This window comes from Variovorax sp. 10L421 (genome assembly GCF_056395365.1).
Map to the genome: position 1 here is coordinate 109,882 of NZ_JBFTJJ010000013.1, position 23,865 is coordinate 133,746.

General features: G+C 65.2%; 20 protein-coding genes and 2 pseudogenes. 12 read left to right on the forward strand and 10 right to left on the reverse strand.

Translation table 11 applies throughout. From position 1 onward, the window contains the following. The 12 genes and pseudogenes from AC1DFC_RS18025 to AC1DFC_RS18080 form a co-directional block, all read left to right on the forward strand. Complete coding sequence (locus AC1DFC_RS18025) at nt 1-2,508, forward strand: VirB4 family type IV secretion/conjugal transfer ATPase (protein WP_478179708.1); 2,508 nt, start codon at nt 1-3, stop codon at nt 2,506-2,508. After that, on the forward strand, nt 2,501-3,232 hold the full coding sequence (locus AC1DFC_RS18030; RefSeq protein WP_478179709.1) for a TrbJ/VirB5 family protein: 732 nt from the start codon (nt 2,501-2,503) through the stop codon (nt 3,230-3,232). Before AC1DFC_RS18025 ends, AC1DFC_RS18030 begins: the two co-directional genes overlap by 8 nt. Before the next feature lie 24 nt (nt 3,233-3,256). Continuing rightward, a complete protein-coding gene (locus AC1DFC_RS18035; protein WP_478179710.1) occupies nt 3,257-3,523 on the forward strand; it encodes a hypothetical protein in 267 nt (88 codons plus the stop codon). Then, a complete protein-coding gene (locus AC1DFC_RS18040; RefSeq protein WP_478179711.1) occupies nt 3,510-4,562 on the forward strand; it encodes a TrbL/VirB6 family protein in 1,053 nt (350 codons plus the stop codon). Before AC1DFC_RS18035 ends, AC1DFC_RS18040 begins: the two co-directional genes overlap by 14 nt. Nucleotides 4,563-4,715: 153 nt before the next feature. Further along, the gene (locus AC1DFC_RS18045) at nt 4,716-5,438 is read left to right on the forward strand and encodes a VirB8 family type IV secretion system protein (protein ID WP_478179712.1); all 723 of its coding nucleotides are present in this window, start codon (nt 4,716-4,718) and stop codon (nt 5,436-5,438) included. After that, nucleotides 5,435-6,277, forward strand: coding sequence for a TrbG/VirB9 family P-type conjugative transfer protein (locus AC1DFC_RS18050; RefSeq protein ID WP_478179713.1), 843 nt, complete (start codon nt 5,435-5,437; stop codon nt 6,275-6,277). The genes AC1DFC_RS18045 and AC1DFC_RS18050 overlap by 4 nt, the downstream gene beginning before the upstream one ends. Next, nucleotides 6,274-7,605, forward strand: a complete 1,332-nt coding sequence (gene virB10, locus AC1DFC_RS18055) for a type IV secretion system protein VirB10 (RefSeq protein WP_478179714.1) — start codon at nt 6,274-6,276, stop codon at nt 7,603-7,605. Before AC1DFC_RS18050 ends, virB10 begins: the two co-directional genes overlap by 4 nt. Then, nucleotides 7,574-8,722 (forward strand): P-type DNA transfer ATPase VirB11, encoded by a 1,149-nt coding sequence (gene virB11, locus AC1DFC_RS18060; RefSeq protein ID WP_478179715.1) that lies wholly within the window; start codon nt 7,574-7,576, stop codon nt 8,720-8,722. The genes virB10 and virB11 overlap by 32 nt, the downstream gene beginning before the upstream one ends. Then, on the forward strand, nt 8,715-10,631 hold the full coding sequence (locus AC1DFC_RS18065) for a type IV secretory system conjugative DNA transfer family protein (protein ID WP_478179716.1): 1,917 nt from the start codon (nt 8,715-8,717) through the stop codon (nt 10,629-10,631). The genes virB11 and AC1DFC_RS18065 overlap by 8 nt, the downstream gene beginning before the upstream one ends. 69 nt (nt 10,632-10,700) lie before the next feature. Next, nucleotides 10,701-11,915: an LPD7 domain-containing protein gene (locus AC1DFC_RS18070; protein ID WP_478179717.1), complete on the forward strand. Its 1,215-nt coding sequence runs from the start codon at nt 10,701-10,703 to the stop codon at nt 11,913-11,915. Nucleotides 11,916-12,006: 91 nt separating this feature from the next. Beyond that, on the forward strand, nt 12,007-12,699 hold the full coding sequence (locus AC1DFC_RS18075) for a TraX family protein (protein ID WP_478179740.1): 693 nt from the start codon (nt 12,007-12,009) through the stop codon (nt 12,697-12,699). Nucleotides 12,700-12,703: 4 nt separating this feature from the next. After that, nucleotides 12,704-12,847, forward strand: a pseudogene (locus AC1DFC_RS18080) (IS701 family transposase); the annotation flags it as partial. Nucleotides 12,848-12,968: 121 nt separating this feature from the next. Here AC1DFC_RS18080 and AC1DFC_RS18085 read toward each other — a convergent pair. The 10 genes and pseudogenes from AC1DFC_RS18085 to AC1DFC_RS18130 all read right to left on the reverse strand — a co-directional run bounded on the left by AC1DFC_RS18085 (nt 12,969) and on the right by AC1DFC_RS18130 (nt 23,865). Further along, entirely contained in the window at nt 12,969-14,060 is a 1,092-nt protein-coding gene (locus AC1DFC_RS18085; RefSeq protein ID WP_478179741.1) for a relaxase/mobilization nuclease domain-containing protein, read from the reverse strand. Between the two features lie 7 nt (nt 14,061-14,067). Then, nucleotides 14,068-14,649 (reverse strand): hypothetical protein, encoded by a 582-nt coding sequence (locus tag AC1DFC_RS18090; RefSeq protein ID WP_478179718.1) that lies wholly within the window; start codon nt 14,647-14,649, stop codon nt 14,068-14,070. A gap of 353 nt (nt 14,650-15,002) precedes the next feature. Further along, complete coding sequence (locus AC1DFC_RS18095) at nt 15,003-15,644, reverse strand: hypothetical protein (protein ID WP_478179719.1); 642 nt, start codon at nt 15,642-15,644, stop codon at nt 15,003-15,005. A 139-nt stretch (nt 15,645-15,783) separates the two neighbouring features. Next, entirely contained in the window at nt 15,784-16,206 is a 423-nt protein-coding gene (locus AC1DFC_RS18100; RefSeq protein ID WP_478179720.1) for a hypothetical protein, read from the reverse strand. Nucleotides 16,207-16,236: 30 nt separating this feature from the next. After that, nucleotides 16,237-16,896: a hypothetical protein gene (locus tag AC1DFC_RS18105; RefSeq protein ID WP_478179745.1), complete on the reverse strand. Its 660-nt coding sequence runs from the start codon at nt 16,894-16,896 to the stop codon at nt 16,237-16,239. Between the two features lie 145 nt (nt 16,897-17,041). Beyond that, the gene (locus AC1DFC_RS18110; RefSeq protein ID WP_478179721.1) at nt 17,042-17,689 is read right to left on the reverse strand and encodes a Crp/Fnr family transcriptional regulator; all 648 of its coding nucleotides are present in this window, start codon (nt 17,687-17,689) and stop codon (nt 17,042-17,044) included. Nucleotides 17,690-17,772: 83 nt separating this feature from the next. Beyond that, nucleotides 17,773-18,351 (reverse strand): OmpA family protein, encoded by a 579-nt coding sequence (locus AC1DFC_RS18115; RefSeq protein WP_478179722.1) that lies wholly within the window; start codon nt 18,349-18,351, stop codon nt 17,773-17,775. A gap of 38 nt (nt 18,352-18,389) precedes the next feature. Next, nucleotides 18,390-22,511 carry an autotransporter outer membrane beta-barrel domain-containing protein gene (locus tag AC1DFC_RS18120; protein WP_478179742.1) on the reverse strand — a complete coding sequence of 1,374 codons (4,122 nt, stop codon included), beginning with the start codon at nt 22,509-22,511 and terminating at the stop codon, nt 18,390-18,392. 90 nt (nt 22,512-22,601) lie between these two features. Then, nucleotides 22,602-22,733 (reverse strand): annotated as a pseudogene (locus AC1DFC_RS18125) (ESPR domain-containing protein); the annotation flags it as partial. Between the two features lie 310 nt (nt 22,734-23,043). Next, entirely contained in the window at nt 23,044-23,865 is an 822-nt protein-coding gene (locus AC1DFC_RS18130) for a winged helix-turn-helix transcriptional regulator (protein WP_478179723.1), read from the reverse strand.

Sequence of the window (23,865 nt, forward strand, 5' to 3'; positions counted from 1 at the left end):
ATGAAGCTGCTGTCACGCTCCGAGCACACGCTCAGCCGCGAAGCCGGCGCCGCAACCATGATCCCACTGTCGTCGCATGTGGACGAGCATGTGGCCCGCACGCGCGCGGGCGACTATGTGCAGACGCTGCGCCTGGCCGGCACGAGCTTCGAAAGCGCGGACGACGATGACATCAACAGCTGGCACGAGCGCCTCAATGTCCTGCTGCGCAACATCGCCTCGCCCAACCTGGCCCTGTGGACCCACGTGATCCGGCGTCGCGAGACAGGCTATCCGGCCGGGCGGACGGTTCCCGGGTTCGCCGATGAAATCGAGCAGCGGTACCGCCGCAAGATGGCCGGCGAGCGCCTGATGGTCAACGAGCTGTACCTGTCGGTCGTCTTCCGGCCGCAGCCGACCCGCATAGGCAACGCGGCATTGCGGCTGTTCAGGCGCACGGACCCAGAGGGTGCACAGGCGGAACTGCGCGACGCCCTCGATGCCTGCGGCAAGCTGCGCCAGGAACTTCTCGCGGCGCTGGAGCGCTACGACCCCGAAGCCCTGGGCATCTATCGCCTGCACGAAGAGGATGTGCTGTTCTCCTCCCTGATGGAATTCCACGGCCTGCTGGTCAACGGGGAATGGCAGCGCATGCCGCTGCCGCGCTCACCCCTCAACGAGGTTCTGGCCACCACCCGGCCCTTCTTCGGCAACGAAGCCATGGAATACCGCACGGGCACCCAGACGCGGATCGGCGCCTTCCTCGGCATCAAGGAGTACCCTACGCCCACGGCGCCGGGCATGTTCAGCGCGCTGCTGACCGCACCCTTCCCCTTCGTGCTCACGCAAAGCTTCACCTTCCTGGCCAAGGGCACGGCGACCGACATGATGAGCCGCCAGCATCACCGGATGGCGGCCGCCGGAGACTTGGCGGTCTCACAGGCCGAGGAACTCAAGGACGCGCTGGACGACCTGATGAGCAACCGCTTCGTGATGGGCGACCACCACTTCAGCCTGCACGTGCTGGCCGACACCTACGACGGCGTCGGCGAGGCCGAAGGCCGGCCCCGCCTGAAGCAGCTCAACGACAACGTGGCCCGCGCCCGCTACCTGCTGGGCGACACGGGAATGGTGGTGGCGCGCGAGGACCTCGCGCTGGAGGCGGCGTTCTGGGCTCAGTTGCCGGGAAACTTCGGCTACCGCAGCCGCAAGGCGCCCATGACCAGCCGCAACTTCGCCGCGATGTCGCCCTTTCACAATTTCCCGACCGGCCGCGCCACGGGCAACTACTGGGGCGACGCGCTGGCCATGTTCATGACGCGTGCCGGCTCGCCCTACTACTTCTCGCTGCATGCGAGCGACCCGCGCAGCCCAGACGGGGGCAGCCGCCGCGACGTCGGACACATCACGGGCGTGGGACCGGTGGGCACCGGCAAGACCACGCTGCTGGGCTTCTGCATGGTGGCGATCTGCAATCGCCTCGATGCCACGCAGGTCATCTTCGACAAGGATGAAGGACTGCACATCCTGGTGCGCGCGCTGGGCGGCCGGTACCTCCCACTCAATAACGGCTTGCCGACCGGCTGCAATCCGCTGCAGCTCGACGACGCGATTGCGGACAACGTCGAGTTCATGCGGCAGTGGCTCAGGCGCCTCGTCATGCGCACACCGACCGACACCTTGAGCGTCCGTCAGGAAGACGACCTCGACCAGGCGCTGCACGGCACCCTCAGGCTCGATCCACCCTTCAGGCGCCTGTCCCGCCTGTCCGCCTTCCTCGACATCACGGATCCTGAAGGGATGCACGCGCGTCTTCGCAGATGGTGCGCCTCGGAACGCGGCGACTATGCCTGGGTCTTCGACAACGATCGCGACGACGTGGCTCCGCTGCTGGCCCGGCACGCCCTGGTCGGCTTCGACGTGACCGACTTCCTCGACAACGAGGTCGTGCGCGCGCCACTGACCATGTACCTCTTTCATCTGGTCAACCGGATGGTGGATGGGCGCCCGCTCGTGTGCTGGATGGACGAATTTGCCAAACTCCTGAGCGACCCCGCCTTCGCGAAGTTCGCCAAGAACGGCCTGGAGACCTGGCGCAAGAAGAACGCGAACATCGCGACCTTCACCCAGAGCACCAGCCATGTGCTCGATTCCGGCATCGCGCGCGCTATCGTCGAGCAGACGCCGACGAAGATCCTGTTTCCCAATCCGGAGGCTGATTACGATGAGTACACCCAGGGCTTCAACCTGACGGACAGGGAGTTCGCGCTCATCAAGCAGGAACTCGAGCCTGGCTCCCGGCAGTTCCTCATCAAGCAGAACCATGTCAGCGTAGTCGCGCAGCTCGATCTCCAAGGCTTCGATGACGCGCTGCACGTCATTTCCGGGCGCACCAGCAACGTCCGCCTCATGCGCGAGTGCATCGCGACATTCGGACCGGATCACGACCAATGGCTCGCGCCCTTCCGCAAGGCGCTGGCCGACCGCCCTCCCCGTTCGCTCTCACACCAGGAGAACTCCCATGCGTAGGTTCCTTGTTGCCCTCCTCCTCGTGGCGGCTTCGCTCGCACCGCTGCATGCGAAAGCCGGTATCCCGGTGATCGACGTCACCGCCGTCGCCAACCTGATTCAGCAGGTCATGTACTGGCAGCAGCAGATCTCCGGGATGCAAAAGCAATACGACCAACTGAAGGAATCGAAGGACCAGCTGACCCAGACCCACAACGCGATGACGGGAAGTCGCGGCATGGAGCAGTTGCTACCCACCTCGGAGCTCACACGCAACTACCTGCCGCCCAGCTATGGCGAACTGACGAACACGCTCAACGGCACTTCGGCCGGCTATGCGGGGCTGGCCGGCCAGGTGCGGTCGATCATGAAGGCCAACAGCATCCTCTCAGGAACTCAGATGGAGGCGCTCAGTCCGGAGTTGCGTCAGATCGTCGAGCAAGGGCGGCAATCGGCGGCGCTGCTCAACGGCATGACCCAGAGCGCATACCAGAACACCAGCCAGCGCTTCTCCGCGCTCCAACTGCTCATCAGTCGCATCGCCTCCGCACAGGACCCCAAGGCGATCCAGGACTTGCAGGCAAGGATCCAGGCCGAGCAGAACATGCTCACCAATGAGCAGACGAAGTTGCAGAGTCTCTATCAGATTGCAAGAGCCGAGGAAGCGGCCCAGCAGCAGCGCCTGCGAGAGCGTGCGGCCACAGACGTCGGCAGCGTGAGGGCCATGTCGCGGGTGAGCTATTAGATCTGCAGAAGGGGCGAGATGTTAATGAGCACAAAGACCTATGTGGCGCTCTGCGCCATCGTCGCCGTCGCTGGCATCGGGATGTACCACTACATCAACCATGCCACGATCGAACAATCAACGCCTTCGGGCGAGGCCGTTCCTCCGGTTGCAACGCCGTCAGCACCTCGGGATGAGGATGTAGAGCGCAAGACCTTGCATGGCATTGGCAGCATCAAGGATCTGAAGCCCGTTCCGCTGCAGCCGGATCTAGGCGGTAGACGGCAGTGGAGGTCATATGGGATTTTTTGAGCAGTTTTTCACCTGGCTCAACGGGCAATTGGCTACCTACGTGAGTGCGAATGCCACTCGGGTTGCATCCGCAATCGAGCCCGCAGCGGTAACGCTCGCGACCATCTACGTGATGAGTTGGGGATATCTTTCATTTACTGGACGGATCCAAGAACCGCTCTGGGAAGGCGTCAAGCGCATCCTTGTCATCGCCGTCGTGCTCGGCGTTGGCCTGCGCCTTTGGGCCTATAACGATGTCGCTGTCGATACCTTCACCCGAAGTCCCGACCAGCTTGCTGCTGCAATCCTCGGGGCCGCTTCAACTGTGACTGTCGTAGACCAGATATGGATTGACGGGAACCTGACAGCGGAGCAATTGCTTAGCAAAGGAAGCGTGCTAAATGCAAACTTTGCTTACTATCTCGCAGGCTTCCTCGTCTACCTTATCGTTGGTTTAACCGTCGTCGCGACCGCATTTCTGTTAGCTCTTTCTAAGGTCGCTCTTGCCTTGATCCTCGCATTGGGCCCGATCTTTATCGTGCTTCTGTTCTTTGACGCTACCAAGCGCTTCTTCGAGGCCTGGATAGCTCAACTTGCCAACTACGCGCTCGTTAGCATTCTTGCAACGTTCGCGGCAGCACTTTTGTTAAGTGTTCTCCGCTCTTATACGCAGAACACGGCATCTCTTGGCGGCGCGATCACGATTGCAGAGGGCGCCAGAGTGTGCATTGCCTCGGCGTTGGTCTTTCTGATAATGCGTCAAGTTATGTCTATCGCTGCCGGGTTGGCGAGCGGGGTCGCGCTGAGCACCTATGGGGTCGTCAGCGGCGCTCTTCGCTGGGGGCTTGGCGGAGCCAAGCGCACGAGTTACGAGTTCGGTCGCGGCGTGCTGGACGGCCTACGGCGGGAACCGCGCAGCCGCTGGGATTCGTTCCGCCGCTTGGCAGGCAATCGTATTGGTGCCGGAGTGGCTTCGATGGCTAGTGTCGGCGCTGCGCATCGCGGCGGCACCGTGCTTCCAAGAGAGCAGGTCATGCCGGGCCTGTCGCGCAATCGCTAGCGGAGGGCGGGCAGATGAAGCCTTCGACGATCCTTTCTTTGTTCGCCCTTCTGTTGGCTGCATGCGGCACTCGCCCGCCTACGCCGCCGGACTGCGAAGGTCCGCTCACGCCGATCAACATCCCGAATGGCGTTTCCGAATCAGGAGCGATCCATGCGCCGGAACGCCGCCCTTGAAAACTACCTGAGCGAGGCCCAGAGCTGGGAACTCGACCGCGCGCGCCGCGCGGAGCGATCAAACAAGATCGCCTGGACCGTGGCCGCAGCGGCGACACTGGTCGCGGTGCTCTCGGTCGCGGCCGTCAGCGGGCTCACGCCGCTGAAGCAGCCCGTTCCCGTTCTCATCCGCGTCGACAACAGCAGTGGGATCGTCGACATCGTTCCCACCTACGAGGGCACGACCGACATCGAGCAGGTGGTGACCCGCAACCTGCTGCAAAACTACGTGATCGCGCGCGAGCGTTACTTCTACGGCACCGCGGAGGCGGACTACGAACTGGTCGCCTCGCAGAACTCGCCTCGGTTGAACCAGGAATGGGCCGCTTCCTGGGCCGCCGACAACCCGGCCTCACCTCTGAACGCCTACAAGGATGGCACGTCCATCCGCGCGCAGGTGCGATCGGTCACCTTCCTCAAGCTGGAGAGCGGAAAGGACAAGCTGGCACAGGTCCGCTTCGCCCGCTCGACGCGCGCAGGCGGCACTGGCGAGGAGCAGGCCAGCCACTGGGTCGCCACGATCGAGTTCGCCTATGTCCCGCCATCGACGGACAACAAGATACGATCGCTCAATCCACTGGGCTTTCGCGTCGTCGAGTATCGCCGCGAGCCCGAGGTCGCCCCAGCCAGCGCTGCACCGAGCAGGCAGGAGGCGCGATGAAGCCGTGGCGCATGCACCGCAGGGTTCCCTTCGCGATCGGACTGGCGGCAAGTCTGGCGCTTGCTGCGCCGTGCGGCCGAACCGCGACCATGCCGCCGGTGGGCAAGGTCGATGCCCGGGTGCGTGTGGTTGCCTACGACCCCGAGGACGTCGTCACGCTGCAAGGCTATGTGGGCTACCAGATCCATCTACAGTTTGCCGAAGGCGAGGAGTTCGTGAACCTCGGCGCTGGCGACAACGGTGCCTTCGATGTCGGCGCCGAGCGCAACCACTTCTTCATCAAGCCCAAGGAAGCGCGCGCCTCGACCAACTTCACCCTCCTCACGAACCGGCGGGCCTACCACTTCGACTTCATCGTGTCTCCTGTCGCGCCCGCGGGGGCTGCGACCAAGCGCATGGTGTATTCGATTCGTTTCACCTACCCGGAGGACGATGCCCGCGCCGCGGCAGCGGATCAGGAACGACGCCGGACCGAAGCGCGCATGAACGAAGAGGCCTCTAAGCGCCCGCGCAATGCCGACTACTGGTTCTGCGGCAGCGAATCGCTCAGGCCCGCGAGTGCCCACGACGACGGCGTGCAAACGCGACTGCGCTTCCAGGCGCAATCCGACTTTCCCGCCATGTTCGTGCGCAACGACGATGGATCCGAGTCGCTGCTGAACTTCAGCATCGAAGCGGATGAGGTGGTGGTCCACCGGGTGGCGCGTCGCTTCGTGCTGCGGCGTGGTGGCCTGGTCGGCTGCGTGGTCAACCGGTCGTTCGTAGGCGGCGACGCGCGCACCCCGACCCACACGAGCGCAGAAGATGTGCGCCACACCTCGACGGGAGAGCGGCCGTGACCTGGATCGACCAGCCTCGCCGCGGCGCCCGAATGGGTCCGCCGACGCATTCCGATGCGTCCGAGATCGACCCCCGCACCGGGGAGATCCTCTCTGGGCAACCAGCGGCGGCCTCCGGAAGCGCCGCATCCCGGGTCGCCGACGAGCGCGCCACGGTCCGAGGCGAACGCGCCATGCCGTCGGTCAATCGCGAGCGCTCTGTCCAGTCGCGCATCAGCGGGTTCCTGGCGCTGACTGTGATCATTCTCCTCGGCGGCGGCTTCCTGTTCTGGTACTACAACACGCAGTACGCCAAGACCCGCGAGGCCGAAGAGGCCGCGAGAAAGGCGGCCTCGGCACGCGCCGGCGGCGAGATGAAGGTGCCACCGCTCGGCCGCATCGATCCGCCGAAAACACCGCCGGAGGCGCCGCCCATCGCCGGTACTCCCCCCGCCCCGTCGGCCGCGGCCGTCAACGCGGGCACCCCGCAGAAGACGCCCGAGCAGATCGCGCTGGAACGGCAGTTGGGCACTCCGGTGCTTCGGCGCGCGCAGTCCGCCCAGACTTCGGGAATTTCAGCACCGCACGCGTTCGCAGATCCGGCAGCGCTGCCCGCCGGCGGCGTGCCAGGCATGTCCCAGCTGTTGGGCGCGCTGCAGTCACCTGGCGCCGGCTCGGCCGCATCCGGCGGCGGTCAGCTTGCGGCGAGTCTCCGGCCGACGCCGACCCCGGCGGTCCTCGCCCAGACCCTGCCCACACGGCGCATGCTTCTACCCAAGGGCGCATTCATCGACTGCACGCTGGAGACCGCCATCGACTCCACCTACGAGGGCATGACCACCTGCATCGGCGCCAGCGACATCTACGGGGCGGACGGCAGGGTCGTGCTGCTGGAGCGCGGCACTAAGTACGTGGGCGAGCAGCGCGGAACGCCGCGGCAGGGACAGGGCCGCGTCTTCATCGTGTGGAACGAAGCGCGCACCCCGACCGGCGTCGTGGTCCAGTTGGCCTCCCCCGGAACCGACGAACTGGGACGCAGCGGGTTGCCCGGTTTCGTCGACGCCCACTTCTGGGATCGCTTCGGTGCCGCGGTCCTGATCTCGGTGATCGACGGCACGATGCAGGCGATCGCCGCCCAGCAGCAAAGCGGCACCAGGGTCGGCAGCGGCGGCGGCCTGGTGCTCGGTCCGCAGGGCAGCCGCGACGTCATGACGGAGGTGCTGCGCAGCACCGTGTCGATTCCGCCGACCGTCATCAAGAACCAGGGCGAGCGAATCCAGATCCTGGTCGCACGCGATGTGGATTTCAGGAGCGTCTATGCGCTTCGAAGCGACCCAACCAATCCCTGAACGCGAGCCCTGCGCCGCCGCCGGCGACCTGCCATTGGCGACCAGCTCCGTGACCGTCGCGGCACCCGCGGAGCCGCCCTCGTCCCTTGTCCTTTTCCTCGGTCCGCTCAGTCGTCTTTTGGATGATCCCGAGGTCACCGAGATCTGTATCAACGAGCCCGGCGTGGCTTTCGTGGAACGGCATTCGGGCTGGCTGCGCGAGGAATTGCCGTTCGCGAGCTTCGACTGGTGCATGGCCATCGCCAAGCTCGTGGCCAACTTCACGCACCAGCGCATCTCGGCCAACGAGCCGCTCCTGTCCGCCACCCTCCCGGGCGGCGAACGAATCCAGATCGTGCTGCCGCCGGCGACGCTGGAGCGGACCGTCTCGATCACGATCCGGCGTCCATCCCACACGCTCTGGAGCCTCGAAGAGCTGGCGGATCTGCGCGTCTTCGAGCCGACATGCAGCGTCCCCGCCTGCCCGCTGCGGCCAACCGATCTGGACAACCTGGCACCGGAGGACCGGGAACTGGCGGGACTTCTCGCATGTCGCGAGTTCGTGCCTTTCCTGCGCCGTGCAGTGCAGTGGCGCAAGAACATCCTGTTGTCCGGTGCCACCGGCTCCGGCAAGACCACGGTTGGCAAGGCGCTGATCCTCGAAGTGCCACCCGAGGACCGTCTGATCACGATCGAGGACGTGAAGGAACTGTCGCTGCGCAATCAGCCCAACCATGTGAGGCTTTTCTACTCGCAAGGCGCCCAGGGGCAAGCCGAGGTCACGCCCGGCCAGCTGCTCGCCGGTGCCAAGCGGCAGCGCCCCGACCGCGTGTTCGTGTCCGAGTTGCGGACCGGCGAAGAGGTCTATGACTACCTGGTGTCTGTGAATACCGGCCACCCCGGCTCGATCACCAGCGTGCATGCGGACAGCGCGCAGATGGCCTTCGTTGCACTGGCGCAGTTGATGAAGCGCAGCCAGGCGGGCCAGGGCATGAGCACGCGCGACGGTGTGGAATTGGCGCAGATGAGCGTGGACATCGTCGTGCAGTGCGCGCACGAACGCCGGGACGACTGGCCGCGGCGCATCGTGCGGGAGATCTGGTATGACCCTGGCACCAAGAATCGAAGGATTGCCTAGCCCCTTCAGGATTGCGGTCGCCTTGCTGGTGGCCGCGACCGTCGGCGTCTACGTCGCGGGCCACGCGTTCCTGATCGCGATGAAGCTGCCCCCGCAGCAAGTCACGCTGCTGACCCTGCACGCATACTGGCAGGCCTACGGCGATCGGCCGGAGGTGCGCCGCGCCCTCCTGGCATCGCTGGCGGGTTCCCAGGGCTTGGCGCTGGGCCTGGTGGGCGTCGCCATACTGCCGCGTCGCCGGCCGCTGCACGGCGAGGCCCGGTTCGCGAGCCGGCGCGAGATTTCACGCGCCGGGCTGCTGCAGGAGCACGGCATCATCCTCGGGCGCCTGGGCAACCGCTACCTGGTGCTGCCCGGCCAGCAAGGTGTGGAGCTTGAAGCCCCGCCGCGCAGCGGCAAAGGCGTCGGCGTGGTCATTCCCAATCTGCTGAACTGGCCCGGTTCGACCATCGTCAGTGACATCAAGGGCGAGAACTTCACGCGCACGGCGGGCTTTCGCGCGGCCCATGGGCAGGAGGTGCACCTGTTCGATCCGCTGTCCGAACGCGAGTGCTCGGCACGCTGGAATCCACTTGGCTACGTGTCCGAGCAGCCCTACCGCTGCATCGACGACCTGCAGCGCATCGGCACGATGCTCTTTCCCGATCCGCAGGCGGGCGACCCCTTCTGGAGCTCCTCGGCCCGATCGCTGTTCCTCGGCATCGCCCTCTACCTCTTCGAGACCCCGGGCGCCACGCGCACCCTCGGCGAGGTGCTGCGCCAGGGCATGGCCAGCGATGCGGAGGGCTTCCAGAAGCACTGGAAGCGCGTGATCGACGCCTGCGAGCGCGCCGGCTATCCGCTGTCGCAGGAAGCGGTGCAGAGTCTCTACGACGTGATCGACCTGGCGCCGACCACGGCCTCGAGCATCCGCAAGACCTTCACCAGCCGCCTGGACCTGTGGCTCAACCCGATGATCGATGCGGCCACCTCGGCCAACGATTTCGACCTGCGGGATCTGCGCAAGCGTCCGATCTCGCTCTACGTGCAGATCAACCCCGACAACATCGCCCGGCTGCAGCCGCTGCTGAACCTGTTCTTCCAGCAGGCGATCGGCCTGCAGACGCGCGTGCTTCCCGAAAGCGACCCGCAGCTTCGCCACCAGCTGCTCCTGATGCTTGACGAGTTCGCGGCGCTCGGACGCATCCCGGTCATCGCCGACTCCACTGCCTTCTTGCCGGGCTACAACGTGCGCACCGTCGTCATCGTGCAGTCCCACTCCCAGCTGAGCGAGAAGTACGGCATCGAGGGGGCCAAGTCGATCCGCAAGATGCTGGCCGCACGCATCGTGTTCCCGCCCAAGGAGTACGAGGACGCCGAGGCGATCTCCCGCGAACTCGGGACCTACACCGTCCGGCAGAAGAACGTCAGCCGCCCGATGTGGGGCGGGGCGGGCAAGGCACCGACGGTGAGCATCAGCGAACAACCGCGCCGCCTGCTGCTGCCCCAGGAGGTCAAGGAGCTCGGGACGGACCGGATGCTCCTGTTCTACGAAGGCCTTCGGCCTGTGCTGGCGCATCGCGTCCTCTATTTTCGCGACCGGTTCTTCGCCCCGCGCGAACGGCCGCCGCCGCCGGTGCCCAAGCTCGACGTGGGCTGGCTGGCGCCTGTCCAGCGGGCCATGTTCGATGAACGGAACGCTGCGGCTGGCACGGGTTCGGGAGCCGTCACCGGCGTCACGCCGAAAGACGATGGCCCGGCACCAACGAACACGACCGCCGCGACCAGGGGCGGCGACTTGCTCGCCGACGACCTGAAGCTGGACGATTTCTCGTTCGATTTCGATGACGTGGAGATTCCCATCGAGAAGCTCAGCGAGGAAGACCTCAAGCGCCATGCCGACGAGTTCATGACGCGCATCCTGGACTGACGTCCGCCGTCCGTTCGGAAAGTCCGGGTCCCCCCGCACGACAACACACATAGCGCGAAAGGAGCCGCGATGTCCACTGACCGTTCCCCCGAAAGCCCGCCGCCTTCCGGCGCCTCGGGTTCCACTTCGCACGACGAGGCCGGCTCCGTCCAGGGCAGTGCGCCTCCTGCGGGACGCAGCCGTCCCCGCGTCCCCGATGCCATCGAACGCCGTTACCTGCGCTTAGACAACCGGTACTTCTTCCCGGACCGCACCCTCGCCTTCATCGACGACGGCGCCCGCATCCGCGTGCAGACCGAGAACCGCGAGGTACTGCACGGCGTGGTGGCGATCACCGAAGCGCGCGGCTGGCGGGCTCTCACCGTCAAGGGCACCAAGAGCTTCCGGCAGGGCATGTGGCGCGAAGCCGCGTTCCGCGGCATCGAGGTCCAAGGCTACGAACCTACGGAGGTGGAAATCCTTCAGATGCAGCGCGCCTCGAAGCCATCTCAACCATCCCATGAAAAGGGCGCCGCTTCGGTGCCGGTACCCCGAACCGCACCGGAGAAGCGCGGGGCAGCGATGGCGCGCGATGGTTCACGCGGCCACGGCGCGGCTCACGATGCCGCGCCAGATCTGGCGGAGCTGCCGCAAGACCATCGATCGCCGCGCGCGGCCCCCGGGTCGACCGTTCAAGGGCTGCTGGTTGCAGCGGTCGCCGCACCCTACCAATTCGATCCGGCGCAGCGCATGTCCTTCTACGTGACGATTCGCACCGAGACTGGCAAGCGCACGGTTTGGGGTTCGGACCTCGAACGCGCGCTCGCGGAGTCTGCGTCGCGACCGCGCATCGGCGACCCGGTGGTCCTCACAAGGCACGGCGCGCGTCCGGTGAAAGTCCTGGTGGCGCAGCGCAATGCGCAGGGCGAGCCAACTGGAGACAAAAGAATCGTCACGCAGCGTGCCGTATGGAGCATCGAGACACCGGACTACCTTCGCGCCGTGGAGGAGCGCGCGATGCGCATACGAAGCGGCGAAACGGTGTCCCCCGAGATTCGTCGTCAGCATCCACAACTGGCCGCCGCGGCTGCCGGCCTGGCGTTGGCCGAGCAGTACGCGACGCGCGTGACCAGTGATCGGGACTCCCAGCAGCGGCTGGTGCAACTGATCCGCGAACGCATCGCCGACGCGCTGGCGCAAGGCCATTCGCTCCATCTCCCGGATCGCCGCCCGCATCCCGCACCGGTGCATGTGCGCCAGCGCATGGCCAGAGACCGAGCAGCGCCCAACCATGAGCGCGTCTAGGCGGCGCGGGACCACACCATCGAACGACGGCCGGCAAGTGAAGGCACGAAGAAATTCCGAAAAAGCCACCCAGGTGTGCGAGGGCGTGTCGATGCCCTGCCTGGCGAAGCCCGCAGCGCCCGCGACGGCGTGGTCGATCTCGGACGGCTCCCTCGAGGCGCTCAAATGGGTCGGCCTGGCGCTCATGACCGGCGATCACGTCAACAAGTACCTGCTGCAGGACGCGAGCCCCACGCTCTACGCACTGGGGCGCATGGTGATGCCGCTCTATGGCTTCGTCCTCATGGCCAACCTGGCGCGGCCCGGCGCGTTTCAAGCCGGCATGCATCTGCGCGTCATGAGGCGGCTGGCGGTCTTCGCGCTGCTGGCGACACCCGCTTTCGTTCGCCTTGTCGGCTGGTGGCCGTTGAACATACTCGTGACCCTTGGGTTGGCGACCTTGATCGTGTGGCTCCTCGAACGCGGCGGCGCGGTGGCGCGCGTCGCGGCATTGATCGCCTTCCTCATAGGAGGTGCGCTGGTGGAGTTCTGGTGGCCCGCACTGCTCTGCTGCCTCGGCGCCTGGGGGGTCGCGCGCCGTCCCGATGGGGTCAGGATGCTCTTGTGGGCCCTGGCGACTGCCTCGCTCGCAATCGTCAACGGCAACTTTTCCGCGCTGGCCGCCCTGCCCTTGATCTTGGGCGCCCGGCATGTCGGCATTCCGTTGCGCCGCTGTCGATGGGTCTTCTACGCCTACTACCCTGCGCATCTGTCACTGATTGCTATGGTGCTGAGACCCGCATGACTGGATGCAGCCCATGAGCGTCAAGACATTGGCGCGGTCGCTACCAACCCGAGTATTCCAGAACATCAGCTGGCGTGAGGGAACCAACGACACACAGAACGGCCGCTTTGCGGCCTTGCAGGTGCGCCACGCTGGCAGCAATACGGGTATTCATACGAAGACAGAATTCGAGCAATCTGAGAGGTCGACATCGGCGGGATCGTGTTTTCACACAGCCTCAGTCTGAAGCAGACATAGGGCCGCCGCGACCGTCACAGTCGTGAGGTACCTCACCGGAACTTCGGCCCCGGTGACTTGATATCGCTGGGTCTTAACGTTTGGTGTTTCGCCTGTTCTCTCCAGCCATTCGCCAACCGCTGATCATCGGTCTGCACCGCCGGCATGCGCTCCGTGAAACGATCCGCCTGTGCAGCCAATCTCGTTTCGCCCTGTCTCCTCAACATGCCCACCGTTGCGTGCCAGTCCGCCAACACCTCTTGGCGAGTGTCTTGCATCTTTGCCTGACCCGCATCTGAAGCGCCCCGCCCCACTTTGAGGCACCGCAGCACCTGTTCCAACTTCGTCCGCATCACTGTGGATAGCTTCGGCGCCCGGCATCCATCGCGCTCGGCGAGCGACAACTGCGCAAAGGCCCGCAGCGCCCGTAATCGACGATGGATCGGATCTCGATAGGGTTTGCGAACCTGCCCGCGCACCTGCCGCGGCGTCGCATTGGCCGCCACCCCCTGCTCACGCATCAGCGCCGCGAACTGCTCGCGCCACTGCCGCAGCATGTCCTTTCGGATGTAGAGGCGCTTTCCGAGCTCGAACTCGTGCTCGCACTTGACCACCAGATGCACATGCGGATGCGGCTGGTCCGTGTGCAGCACCATGGCATAGCGATACTGCAGCGCGAAGTTCTCGCGCGCAAAGACGCGCGCCGCCGCCAGCACCTTTTCCGGCGGCGTGCCGGCGGGCATGGACAGGACGATGTTGTGGACAAGCTTCGTGCGCGTGTCCTTCTGCCCTTGGGCGGGTTTCGGCTTGTACTGGCTTCTGCAGAGCTGGAGCTGCCAGTCGGTCACGATTTCCCTGGCCGCCTCTCGGCCCTGCTGCACCAGACCCTCGTCGGTTTCGAGGGGCAGCTTGCCGTGCCGGCCGATGTAGCGCAGATGGGCCTCCACGCCGCCGATGTCCCGTGCTCCGCCAGACACTTTCACCATCACTTCGGGTGTACGGCCCACGGTACGCTGGACTTGCGCGATCTCGTCGGGCCCAAGGTGCAGCCGGCCGCCGGGGCCGCGCCGGCCATAGCTCACGATGTCCAACGCTAGGTCGCGCGCAGGACCGGCCGCACCGCCGCTACTTCGGCTCAAACGCATCATCTGCTTAGCCATGACCGCGCTCGCCGCTGGTTTCCCAACTGAGGAGGTTGCGATGCACGAGGGCAGCCGTGGCTTCATGTGCCGACTCGACCTCTCGGCGAACTGCCGTAATCGCCTTTTCCAACTCGGATGCGGTGTCCCCTGTTGGGTTGTTCGGCATGCCGAACACGCGAAGCTGACGACCCACCGCGGCCAGTTGGGCGCCCACCGCTTTGATCTGAGCTAGTTCGTCCAGTGGTATTACCGCCGCCGAACGTACATGGTTGTGGATCAGCATGGCCAGGTAGCTGCCGGCTTTCATCCCGCGGGCATCGGCCCGTCTGGCCACCGACATTCGATCGCCAGGTCGAAGTCGCAGCGTGATGCGATCCGCGGCGCCAACGTCGCCATCTGGATCTCTTGTGGACAGTTGATTGCTTCGCTCGCGCGCGACCTCGCCGTTGGTCTCGAGCACTTCGTCGACCATTTTGGCGAGAAGGCTGGATGCGTTGAGTTGATGGCGCACGGCCAGCGCGTCAAAGCGCGCCTTGGTCTCGGGCGATACGCGCGCCGCAATCACGCGGCTTAATCGAGAGGGCTTGGTCATTGCAACGCCATTGCAGTAAACAATGTCTGACGTCAGTCTATCCTGCCCTCATAGCCGCACAAGGACTTTGCGTTCTGCGTCCCACGTTCGGCATCCCATGTTCGCCCTCTCACCGCCCTCCCTGACCGCGTGTGCACTCGAGGCGCATCCGAGCCCCCTCGCCGGGCCGGTCCGGCGCACGCCCCCGGTCACCCCGTCGCATAAAAAAAAGGGGATATGAGGACAGAAACAAAAAAACCCGCCATCGTCGATGGCGGGCCCCGCGGCAACCCCTCGATGTTCGGCATGCCGAACAAGAAAACAGACAAACCAGCATCGAGGGGCACGAGAAGATCGAGCCGCCTACCTACCGGCTATGCCTCTTCCTCTCCATGGCGTGGTGCTGCCGCAAGCGGGCGCAGCGGAGAGGGGAGCCAGCGCGTGCCCTCCAGCCGGCGGGCGCAACGCGCCGCGGCCTCGGCCTTCTTCATCATCGCCGCCACAAGCGGCGTGCCGTGCTCGCCGGCCGCCTCTGCCACTGCTTCGAGCGCCTTCGCCTTGCTGACATGGCCGAGGTAGTTCGCGGCGGTCGGCGCCCACCAGTCCGCCATGTCGAGGCCCAGCGCCTCGGCGATGGCGTCGTTCTGGTCGGCCATGCGTTCGCGCGCAACGACCGCATCGATGCTGCGGGCGGTGCAGTACGCCAGCAGGTCGAGCAGCACATCGCGCGGCTGCGCGATCAGCCAGCGGAACAGGGCCTGGGGATCGCCGGGCAGGCGCTCCCCCCAATCGGCCGCGGCCCGCACGAGCAGCGCACCGGCCGGGGACGCCTCGTAGCCGGTGGCCGACTGCGCAAGGCTGTAGTCGCTGGTCACATGCACATGGACCTTCACCACATCGTTGCCGCGCCCGTACTGGCCGAACACCGTCTCCGCCATCCGGTGAACCAGCGTCACCAGCGCCACGTGCGGGTCCTGCATCAGCGCGGCAGTGCGATGCGCGGTGCGATCGCGCATCAGCTTCTCGCTGAACGCGGCGCGCGTTCTCGCTATGCCCGCGCCCGCCTCCTCGCCATCGCCGTCACCCGCCATCCCCGGCCCGCCCTCGCCCTCCGGATCGCCGACCCCTGAACCGAAGCGGTGGTCCCCGGCCGTGTCAGCCCCCGGGTCTCCACCACTTCTCCGCGATGGTCGATGCGCAGCAACGCCCCCCGGTGCATGCCATCTGCTCGGGCGTCCACGCCAGCAGCGCGGCATGCGCCGCGTCGATCCGGTCGTCCAGATCGTCGAGCGCGCTCGACAACCGCTGCGCCTCGGCCTCGACATCGACCTCCTCCTGGGCGTCTGCCGCGTCGGGATCGTCGCCCTGCGCTTCCAGCGTCTCGAGGGCTTCGGCCAGCCGGTCGCGCTCGGCGTCCATGGCCGCCAACGCCGCCTCCTCCTCGGGCGTCATCGCGCGCCGCTGCTGCGACGCCTGTCCATAGCGGCGCAGCGCGAGGCCATCGCCCTCCGTCACGCAATCCACCCATGGCCAACCTTCCGCGCGCACCTCCTCGGCCAGCGCGCGCAGCTTTTCCATGGCCAGGACCTGGGGTTGCGACCGTATGACCTACTGGATTGTTGGCGCCGGCCGAAAATTGACCCACCGGCGCCAACACTGGACGACGTTCAGTAGCCGCGGTCGGCGAGGCTTAGCCGCCCGATTGGATGGACCCGAAGTGGGCGCGGGCCAAAAAGGAACGACTTGGGCGCGCAGGCATTCCTGCAGGGCCTCTTCACTGGAAAGCTCTCGCACCTGGGCGTTCTTCAAGAACTCGCGCTTCAACTGCTCCAGCGCCGCAGTGCCGTAAACGATCTGGCGGCACTCCTTAGCCCCCCCAACTTCACTTTCGCGCCTGAACAGAAAGCCCTTGCGGGCTTCTCTACTGGGGGAGCCTGCATTGGCAGCATGAGCGTGAGGTGCCCATGCGCCCAACAATTTGCTCGAGACTGATTGATGCGTGGTCATGAAAATTGTGACTGAAGAATAGTTAACAGGGTCCTGATCTTGCGAATGAACGATTTGTTCGAAAGACGCGCAGGCATCTTGTTGATCAATGTAGCGAGCGGCATCCTTCTTCAAAACCTCCACACGACAGTTCTTGAGAATTGGTGTGAGCGATATGTGGAAAAGTGCGCAAGCTGGAGTGGCTGCGAGCGATTGCTCAACACCAGCCTGCAATTCATCCATCTCGCATTCATGGCTCTTTGCCTGGAAGATCGTAAACACGTTCCAGGAGCGTGTTTACGATCTCCGTTGCTGGCGAAAATGGCTGAGTGAAGAGAAAGAAATACGCCGGCGATTCACAACACCAGCCTGCAATTAATCCATCTCGCATTCATGGATCTTTTGCTTAGAAGATCGTAAGCACGTTCTAAGGGCTGTCTGTCAGCCTTCTCAGCGCATCCAGATCGAGGACTGTGATCGCGTTGTAGTTCAAGCTGATCGCACCGTGTGCCACCAGCACGCCAAGCGCCTGGTTGACTGTCTGCCTGGTGACCTGCAGAAGGGTCGCAAGATCCTTCTGCGTCAAGCGCAGGCGCAGGTTGATTCCCTTTCCGTCATTGCCCCCGTACAGCACCGCCAGACGTTCGATCGTCGCGACCAGCCGCTGCTGAAACGAGCCGACGCCCTGGCTGAGCAACGAATCGAGCACGACCCTGTGCTGCTTCATCAGCATTTTTGCCATTCCCTTCCAGAGGACAGGCTCGTCGTCGAGGATTTTTTGAACCAGCAGGGTCGACATCCGGACGACCGTGACGTCGTTCAGCGCACAGAAGTCGTAGATGATGCGACTCTCCTCCTCTTCCTCACCCCTTTCTGGGTCAATGGTCCGGGTGAACCCGGCCACATAGCCGGGCCCGAGGAGTGCCACAGGGGTCCGACGTCCTCCAGGTGGAATGTGACCGACAAACAGATGTCCCGACACGATCACGAACGTCTCAGGCGTTCCCTGCTCGATCGACACCATCTCGCCTCTGGCGTACCTGCCGAGGCGCGCGTTGGCGAGAAGCTTGCTCATCGCCGAGGCGGGCCACCGTGCGAAGCCCTGCGTGAGTCGCAGCGTGCCCTCCACCAACGCTGCGTCCTCAAAATTCGCTCTGATCACTTCCCCTCTGCCTGCCCCAGGATGTCCACCACCACGCGGCGGTCCGGCTGCAGACAGGCGACCAGGCGCGGCGTGCGCTGCGTGCCCTGGCAATCGCGCGTCACGGGCTCGCGCTCGCCCATAGCGCGCACTTCCATGGGCGCGCGTACGCCGGCTGCCCTCAGGTAGTTGCGCACGGTGTTGGCACGTTGCAGCGCCAGGCGGTCGTTGTAGGCCCCGTCTCCGAGCCGGTCCGTATGCCCCGTGATCGTCAGGCTTTGCACTTGCATCTCCTGGCCTTGCAACGCACGTGACAACGCGTCGAGTTCGCTGCGGCCCTGCGGCAGCATGTCTGCCGCGCTCGAGCGATCGAAGATGAAGAGCGTGTCGGCGCTGAGATTCACGCGCCGCGTCGTCGTTTGTGCGGGTGCCGGAACGGGCGTGGGGGTGGGTGTCACGACAGGCGTGAGCGCGCAGTTTTGCCCCTGGCACCAGTTGTAGCGCTCGTCATGCAGGCTGCCGCAGCCTGCGAGCGCGAGGGTGGCGAGGGCCGAGGCGCCGAGCGCGAGCAAGTTCGGTGTGTTCTTCGTTTGCATGTGTTGTTTCCTTGACCTTGTCATTGGTTGCGCTGCGCTCACCACGCCACCCGCACACCGAGCTGCCCCGAGACACCCTCGCGGTGGGTGCCGCTGAGCGAGCGCTGGTACTGCACGCCGCCATAGAGGTAGGCGGTCTTGCTCAGCGGCAGTTGCGCTCCCACGCCCAGTTCGGCCCACGTCTGCTTGGCCCACGCCTCGCTCACTGCGGTGCTGCCGATGGTCACGGCCTTCGGATCCTTGAATTCGTGCAGCAGATTGGCCGTCACGTAGAAGGTGTTGGTGCGCGTGAGCGCGTCGCCGCGCTCGACCTTGTCGTTCCAGGCCAGCCGCCCGCCCAGGCGGCCGCGCAGGCTCTGGCTGGTAAAGCCGTCCACCGAAGACACGTTGTCCGCAAAGCCGCGATAGCGCGTGACCTGGTAGCTCAGCTGCGCCTGCGGCTCGATCAGCCACTGGCTGTCGCCGATCTGCCAGGGGCGCCCCACTTCGACGCTCAGCCCCGCGCCGGCGCCCTTTTGCGTGCCCTCGCCGCCGTACTTGTCGGTGTACTTGTTCTGCACCGCATGCAGCTGGCCGACCAGGTCGAGGTAGCTGCCGTTGTCGGCGTAGCGCGTGTGGTACGCGCCCAGGGTCGCCATCTGGCCCTTCATCTTTCCGGTGTCGTAGCCCATGCCGGCTTCGCCGCGGCGGCGGTCGCTGAAGTTCATGCTGGTGCGCCCGTATCCCACGCTGATGCCGGTGTGGCTGCGCGACTTGTCGCCAGCGTCACCGCTGTAGGTGACCGCCAGGTCCTTGCCAAGTTGGACATACTGCATTTCCTGTTCGAAGCCGAACTGGCGCTTGCCGTCCACATCGAGGCGTTGCGCGTGCAGGCGCATCCACACCTGGCCGCCGGGCGCCTTGGCGTCACAGCCGCAGTAGTCCCATTTGAGCGTCTGCTGCTCGGCCACGCGCTTGTGCAGGCTGCCCAGCAGGCCCAGGCCCAGTTCGGTTGTGGCCATCTGGCCCATCACGTAGCCAGGGACCGCGGGGCGGAACACCTCGGGTGCTGGCACCGGCGTCGGCACCGGGCTCGCCCCGGGGACCGCGGTCGGGATCGGCGTGGGGTTGTAGACGCTGCTCAGGTAGAAGCTGTTGGCGTCGCCGTCGATGCGGCCGCCGCGGTGCAAACCGTATTCGTGGGCGCCGGCCTGCACCGGCGCGGCCAGCTTGAAGTTGCCCTCCGACGAGGTGCCGGTGACCTGAACCACCTGGATGCCGTTGACGGTGGCGGCGCCGGCGCCGCCGGCATTGGCCACGAGCACGCGGGTGGTGCCGCTGGTGTTGCCGTTGACGACCAGCTTGTCGGTGGCGCTGGCGTCGCCGCCCAGGGCCGTGTTCAGCCGCACGAGGCCGTTGGTGCCGGCGTAGTTGCCGTTGACCGTGAGCACGTTGCCGGGCAAGCCGGCCGCGCTGCGCAGGTCGATGAGGCCGGCGTTGTGCACGTCGCCGGTGATGGCGAAAGTGCTCGCGCCCATCAGCACGCTGCTGGTCGGCTGAATGAACAGGCCCATCGGGGCACCGCTGCCGTCGACACCGGCACCGACGACCAGCGGGGCGCCGGCGAGGGTGAGGCGGGTGTTGTCGAGCGTGATGTTTTCCCAGTTGACCAGCTGGGTTCCGCCGGCCGTCGCGGTCACGCCCTGCAGGGTCAGCTTGTCGACCCATCCGTCCGCCGCCGAAACATCGTCGCCGCCGTCCAGGATCGTGCTGCCGTTGTAGCTGGCGGCGGACACGAGTGCCGTGTCGGAGCCGTTCTGTCCGCGGAAGCCCCCCGACAGGGTACCGCCCGACCAGGTGAACTTGTCGTTGCCGTCGCCGGCGCTGGCAACGCGGTCGTCGCCGTAGATGGTGCCGTTGAAGCTGCCACCGGCGAGCGTCAGGCTGTCGTTGCCCAAGCCGAGGATCGCATCGCCAGTCACGGTGCCGGCGGTGGTGACGACGGCATTGCCGCCGAGCGTGTCGGTGCCGGTATTGGCGGCATCACCGTCGCGGATGGCGATGCCCGAGGCGGACCCGTTCACCGTTGCCGCCGCGCCGATGTTGACGCTTCCGCCTGCCGCCGCTAGCGTATGGATGGCTGCGCCGGCGCCGCTGCCGCTGGTCACGCTGCCGCCCGTGGCGTCGACCTGGTAGTTGCCCGCAGCCGCTTTGGCCTGCAAGCCGTCGGCATTCGCGCCTGTCGCCGTCACAGTGCCCGCATTCATCTGAACCGCAGCCAGGCCAAGGCCGGCGTTGGAGCTGACGATGCCCGAGGCAGAGGTGCCCGATGTGCTGACCGTCCCGCCGTTCATGATCGCCGTCGCCGTCGAGGTGCTGGCAACAGTTCCGACGCTCGCTGAAACACCAACCGAATCTTGGCCAACCGTTGTGACCGTCCCTGTGTTCAATGCCGTTGCATTGCCCACAGCGCCCTGATCAACTGCTGCCTGCATGCCTTGGGCTGCAATACCAGTGGTGGATATCGTCCCTTGATTCACGGCCGTGGCGTCACCTGCACCATAAAGCACGCGGGCTGCCGTGCCATTCGCGAACTGCCCCTTGGTCGCGATGGCCCCCTGGTTGGTGGCAATCGCATCCCCATAGCCCATGACGTCCGCAAAAACGCCAATGCCGTAGGGAGACCCATTCGTCGCGACGGTTCCTGCGGCCTGGAGCGTCGCAATCGCCGTGCCGTGCTTTGACGAATCACCATTGTCGATATGCGCACCGATCCCGGTGGAATAGGGACCATTCGTCGTGATGGCGCCGCTCGAGGTGGCCGTCGCCGTGCCATTGCCAGTGGTCAACGCGTAGACGCCCCAGCCGAATGTTCCATTGGTCGTGACGGTTCCGGTGTTGCCTGCGCTGGCGTTACCGCCTGCCGCAAGTGCATAGACGCCGAAATTGCCATCGAGACTGGAGGCACCGGTCGTCAGCACGGTTCCGTTGTTGATCGCCGTTGCATTGCCGGTTCCCATGGCATGGGCAAGGATCCCCTTGGCACCTTCGGTGCCGCTGGTCTGGATGTAAGTGCCTGCCGAAGAACTGGCAATCGCATCGCCAGTGCCGCGCGTTTCTGCATGCAGGCCGTAAGCGCTGGCGCCCGCCGTGCTGATGCGGCCGTTCAGCAGCGTGGCAATGGCCGCGCCATTGCCGTCGTTGCGTGCGTAGATACCGGAGCCGCCGGTCTGCTGCGTGGTGATCGTCGAAGCTGCGGCATCCATGGTTGCCGTTGCCGCGGCCGTGCTGGCTGGGTTCAGGACAGCGGCCCAGATTCCGTAGCCGTTGCTGCCCTGGGTCGCGATACCGCCACCCGTCATCGATGCGGTCGCGGCGCCCGTGCCGATGGCCAACGCGGCCAGCCCGACGCCACCCGATCCGTTGGCGATCAGCGTTCCCCCCGTCTGGCTGGCATTCGCATCGCCAGACCCTGAGCCGACTGCGACGACGACCGAGCTTGCGCCGTTCGTCGTCGCAGTGCCACCAGAAATTTTGGCGTAAGCATCGCCGGAGCCCAGTGTCTGGGCCACGATGACCGAGTTATTCGCGGCCTGTGTGGTGGCAACACCACCCGTCATGGTGGCCACAGCATCGCCACTGCCATACGCCAAGGCGTAAGCCGCATGCGACCCGCCTGCCGCAGTGCCGGTACTGATCGAACCGCCGTTCACCGTGACCGTCGCCGTGCCTGTGCCGCGCGTGTCGGCATACAGACCGACAGAGGAGCCTTGCTGCCCCGTGGTGGAGATGGAGCCGCTATTGAGGATCGAGGTTGCATTGCCGTCGCCGTAGGCAACCGAGGTGACGCCAGGTGCGAATTCGCCAACGCTGGTGATCTGTGCACCATTGATGACGGCGCTCGCATTGGCCGTACTGGCCGCGGGGCCGCTACCGACTCTCGCTTCGGCCAGCACGCCGTAAAAAGGACTGACTCCAGTGTTGCCCGCAGGAGCGGTCACATTGATCGTGACAGGGCCATTGACTTCAATCTGTTGATCGCCTGCGCCGCTACCGTACGAATAAACACCATGGTTGTTGGCCGGCGCGATGGTGACGGGCGCTGCGGTGCCGTCAACGATGACTTTGATGTTGTCGGCGCCATACGCAATGCCGGTGGTGTTCGGGTTGGCGTCCCCCACGGGCGTTCCGTCACCGTTGCAAGTCACAGTGCCGCCCGAAGCGACAACCCCGCACTCGTTGGCCGCCCAGGCGGACGATGCGCAGCCGAAAGCAGCCGTGGCCAGAAGGGCCACGCCGATCGTGATGCTTGAAGATTTCTTGCCGCGCGCCGTGCAAACCTCGCTGACCGCAACCCAAGCGCCGAGCGCCTCACTCCAGATGCTGCGAAATGATTTGTTCACATTTTTTCCCTCGTACTCGATAGAAATAGATCGCCGAATACGTTGTGCTGGTTGAGTTGCTTCAATGACTGAAGCACTGCACTTCGAACCTCCGGCCGATCGCGTTTTCCGAGGCAGAGCGACCGTGCAAGACCTCGAAGTGGGCGGAATCTATCGCTGTGAAACGTCGAGGTGCGAACCGATTGAACGCCTGTGTCGGCCCCCCGACATTGGCGATATTCATTTGTTTGCGATTGTGAAAAATGTCCAAGGCCGCAGGAGAAGCTGGAGCGATCCATGCGTCCTTCGCCGAATCACCTCCTGCCTCGCGTCAGGCGATACCCCGGCTTTTCTCGCCCGGACCGTCCAGCCGATATCCCATGCCGTGGACAGCCCGGAGGTCCCAGCCATTGGCCTCGAGATCCAGGACGCGCCGCAAACGGGAAATGCTGACGTCGAGGGTCCGTGACTGCGTGTCTTCGGGTTTGTCCCAGACGGTCGAGTACAACCACTCGCGCGTGAGCGTGTGGCCCGCATGAGAGAACAGTTCGAACGCAACGTCGAAGTCGATCGCACGAAGGTGAACCCTCTCGCCCGCAACCTCCACGGTATCGCTCGTCAGAGAAAAGCGATAGCAATCCCACGCCGGATCGGATTCGGACACGCTCACACCGAAGCGCCGCATGAACATGCGCGCGACACAGCAGAATTCGACGAATGAAGTCGGGCTCACGATCACTTCATTCGTCGCATTCCAATGCAGATCCGACAGCACCGGCACTTGATCTCGCGAAGCCAGGCACAGCACCGGCGTCCAATGCCCGACCAGCGCCTTGACCTCTTTCAGCTGCATGAGGGACGACTCGGCATCGCCCTCTACAGCCAGGAAGACCATGTCGAACTTCGGCGCAGGCGCGGCACCGCGGCGAGCAATCTCGGCAGTGCTCACGAATGCCTGGGGCTGATGCCCGAGTCTTCGAACGGCTCGGCGTGCGTATTCGCGCGTGCGCATCGCCGGGTCGAGCACCGCGATGCACGCGCCTTCGGATCTCACGAACCTCATCGGTTGCACCGCCCTTCGATTCCACGCTGGTGTGGACCGTGCATCCGATTCGCTGCCGTCGTCGACGGCTCTTGGCAAGAGGTTGCTCAT

Coding starts and splice junctions, on each gene's coding strand:
- AC1DFC_RS18025 (WP_478179708.1), top strand. CDS start 1: ATGAAGCTGCTGTCACGCTCCGAGCACACGCTCAGCCGCGAAGCCGGC.
- AC1DFC_RS18030 (WP_478179709.1), top strand. CDS start 2,501: ATGCGTAGGTTCCTTGTTGCCCTCCTCCTCGTGGCGGCTTCGCTCGCA.
- AC1DFC_RS18035 (WP_478179710.1), top strand. CDS start 3,257: ATGAGCACAAAGACCTATGTGGCGCTCTGCGCCATCGTCGCCGTCGCT.
- AC1DFC_RS18040 (WP_478179711.1), top strand. CDS start 3,510: ATGGGATTTTTTGAGCAGTTTTTCACCTGGCTCAACGGGCAATTGGCT.
- AC1DFC_RS18045 (WP_478179712.1), top strand. CDS start 4,716: ATGCGCCGGAACGCCGCCCTTGAAAACTACCTGAGCGAGGCCCAGAGC.
- AC1DFC_RS18050 (WP_478179713.1), top strand. CDS start 5,435: ATGAAGCCGTGGCGCATGCACCGCAGGGTTCCCTTCGCGATCGGACTG.
- virB11 (WP_478179715.1), top strand. CDS start 7,574: ATGCGCTTCGAAGCGACCCAACCAATCCCTGAACGCGAGCCCTGCGCC.
- AC1DFC_RS18070 (WP_478179717.1), top strand. CDS start 10,701: ATGTCCACTGACCGTTCCCCCGAAAGCCCGCCGCCTTCCGGCGCCTCG.
- AC1DFC_RS18075 (WP_478179740.1), top strand. CDS start 12,007: ATGCCCTGCCTGGCGAAGCCCGCAGCGCCCGCGACGGCGTGGTCGATC.
- AC1DFC_RS18085 (WP_478179741.1), bottom strand. CDS start 14,060: ATGCGTTTGAGCCGAAGTAGCGGCGGTGCGGCCGGTCCTGCGCGCGAC.
- AC1DFC_RS18090 (WP_478179718.1), bottom strand. CDS start 14,649: ATGACCAAGCCCTCTCGATTAAGCCGCGTGATTGCGGCGCGCGTATCG.
- AC1DFC_RS18095 (WP_478179719.1), bottom strand. CDS start 15,644: ATGCGCGATCGCACCGCGCATCGCACTGCCGCGCTGATGCAGGACCCG.
- AC1DFC_RS18100 (WP_478179720.1), bottom strand. CDS start 16,206: ATGGAAAAGCTGCGCGCGCTGGCCGAGGAGGTGCGCGCGGAAGGTTGG.
- AC1DFC_RS18110 (WP_478179721.1), bottom strand. CDS start 17,689: ATGAGCAAGCTTCTCGCCAACGCGCGCCTCGGCAGGTACGCCAGAGGC.
- AC1DFC_RS18115 (WP_478179722.1), bottom strand. CDS start 18,351: ATGCAAACGAAGAACACACCGAACTTGCTCGCGCTCGGCGCCTCGGCC.
- AC1DFC_RS18130 (WP_478179723.1), bottom strand. CDS start 23,865: ATGAGCAACCTCTTGCCAAGAGCCGTCGACGACGGCAGCGAATCGGAT.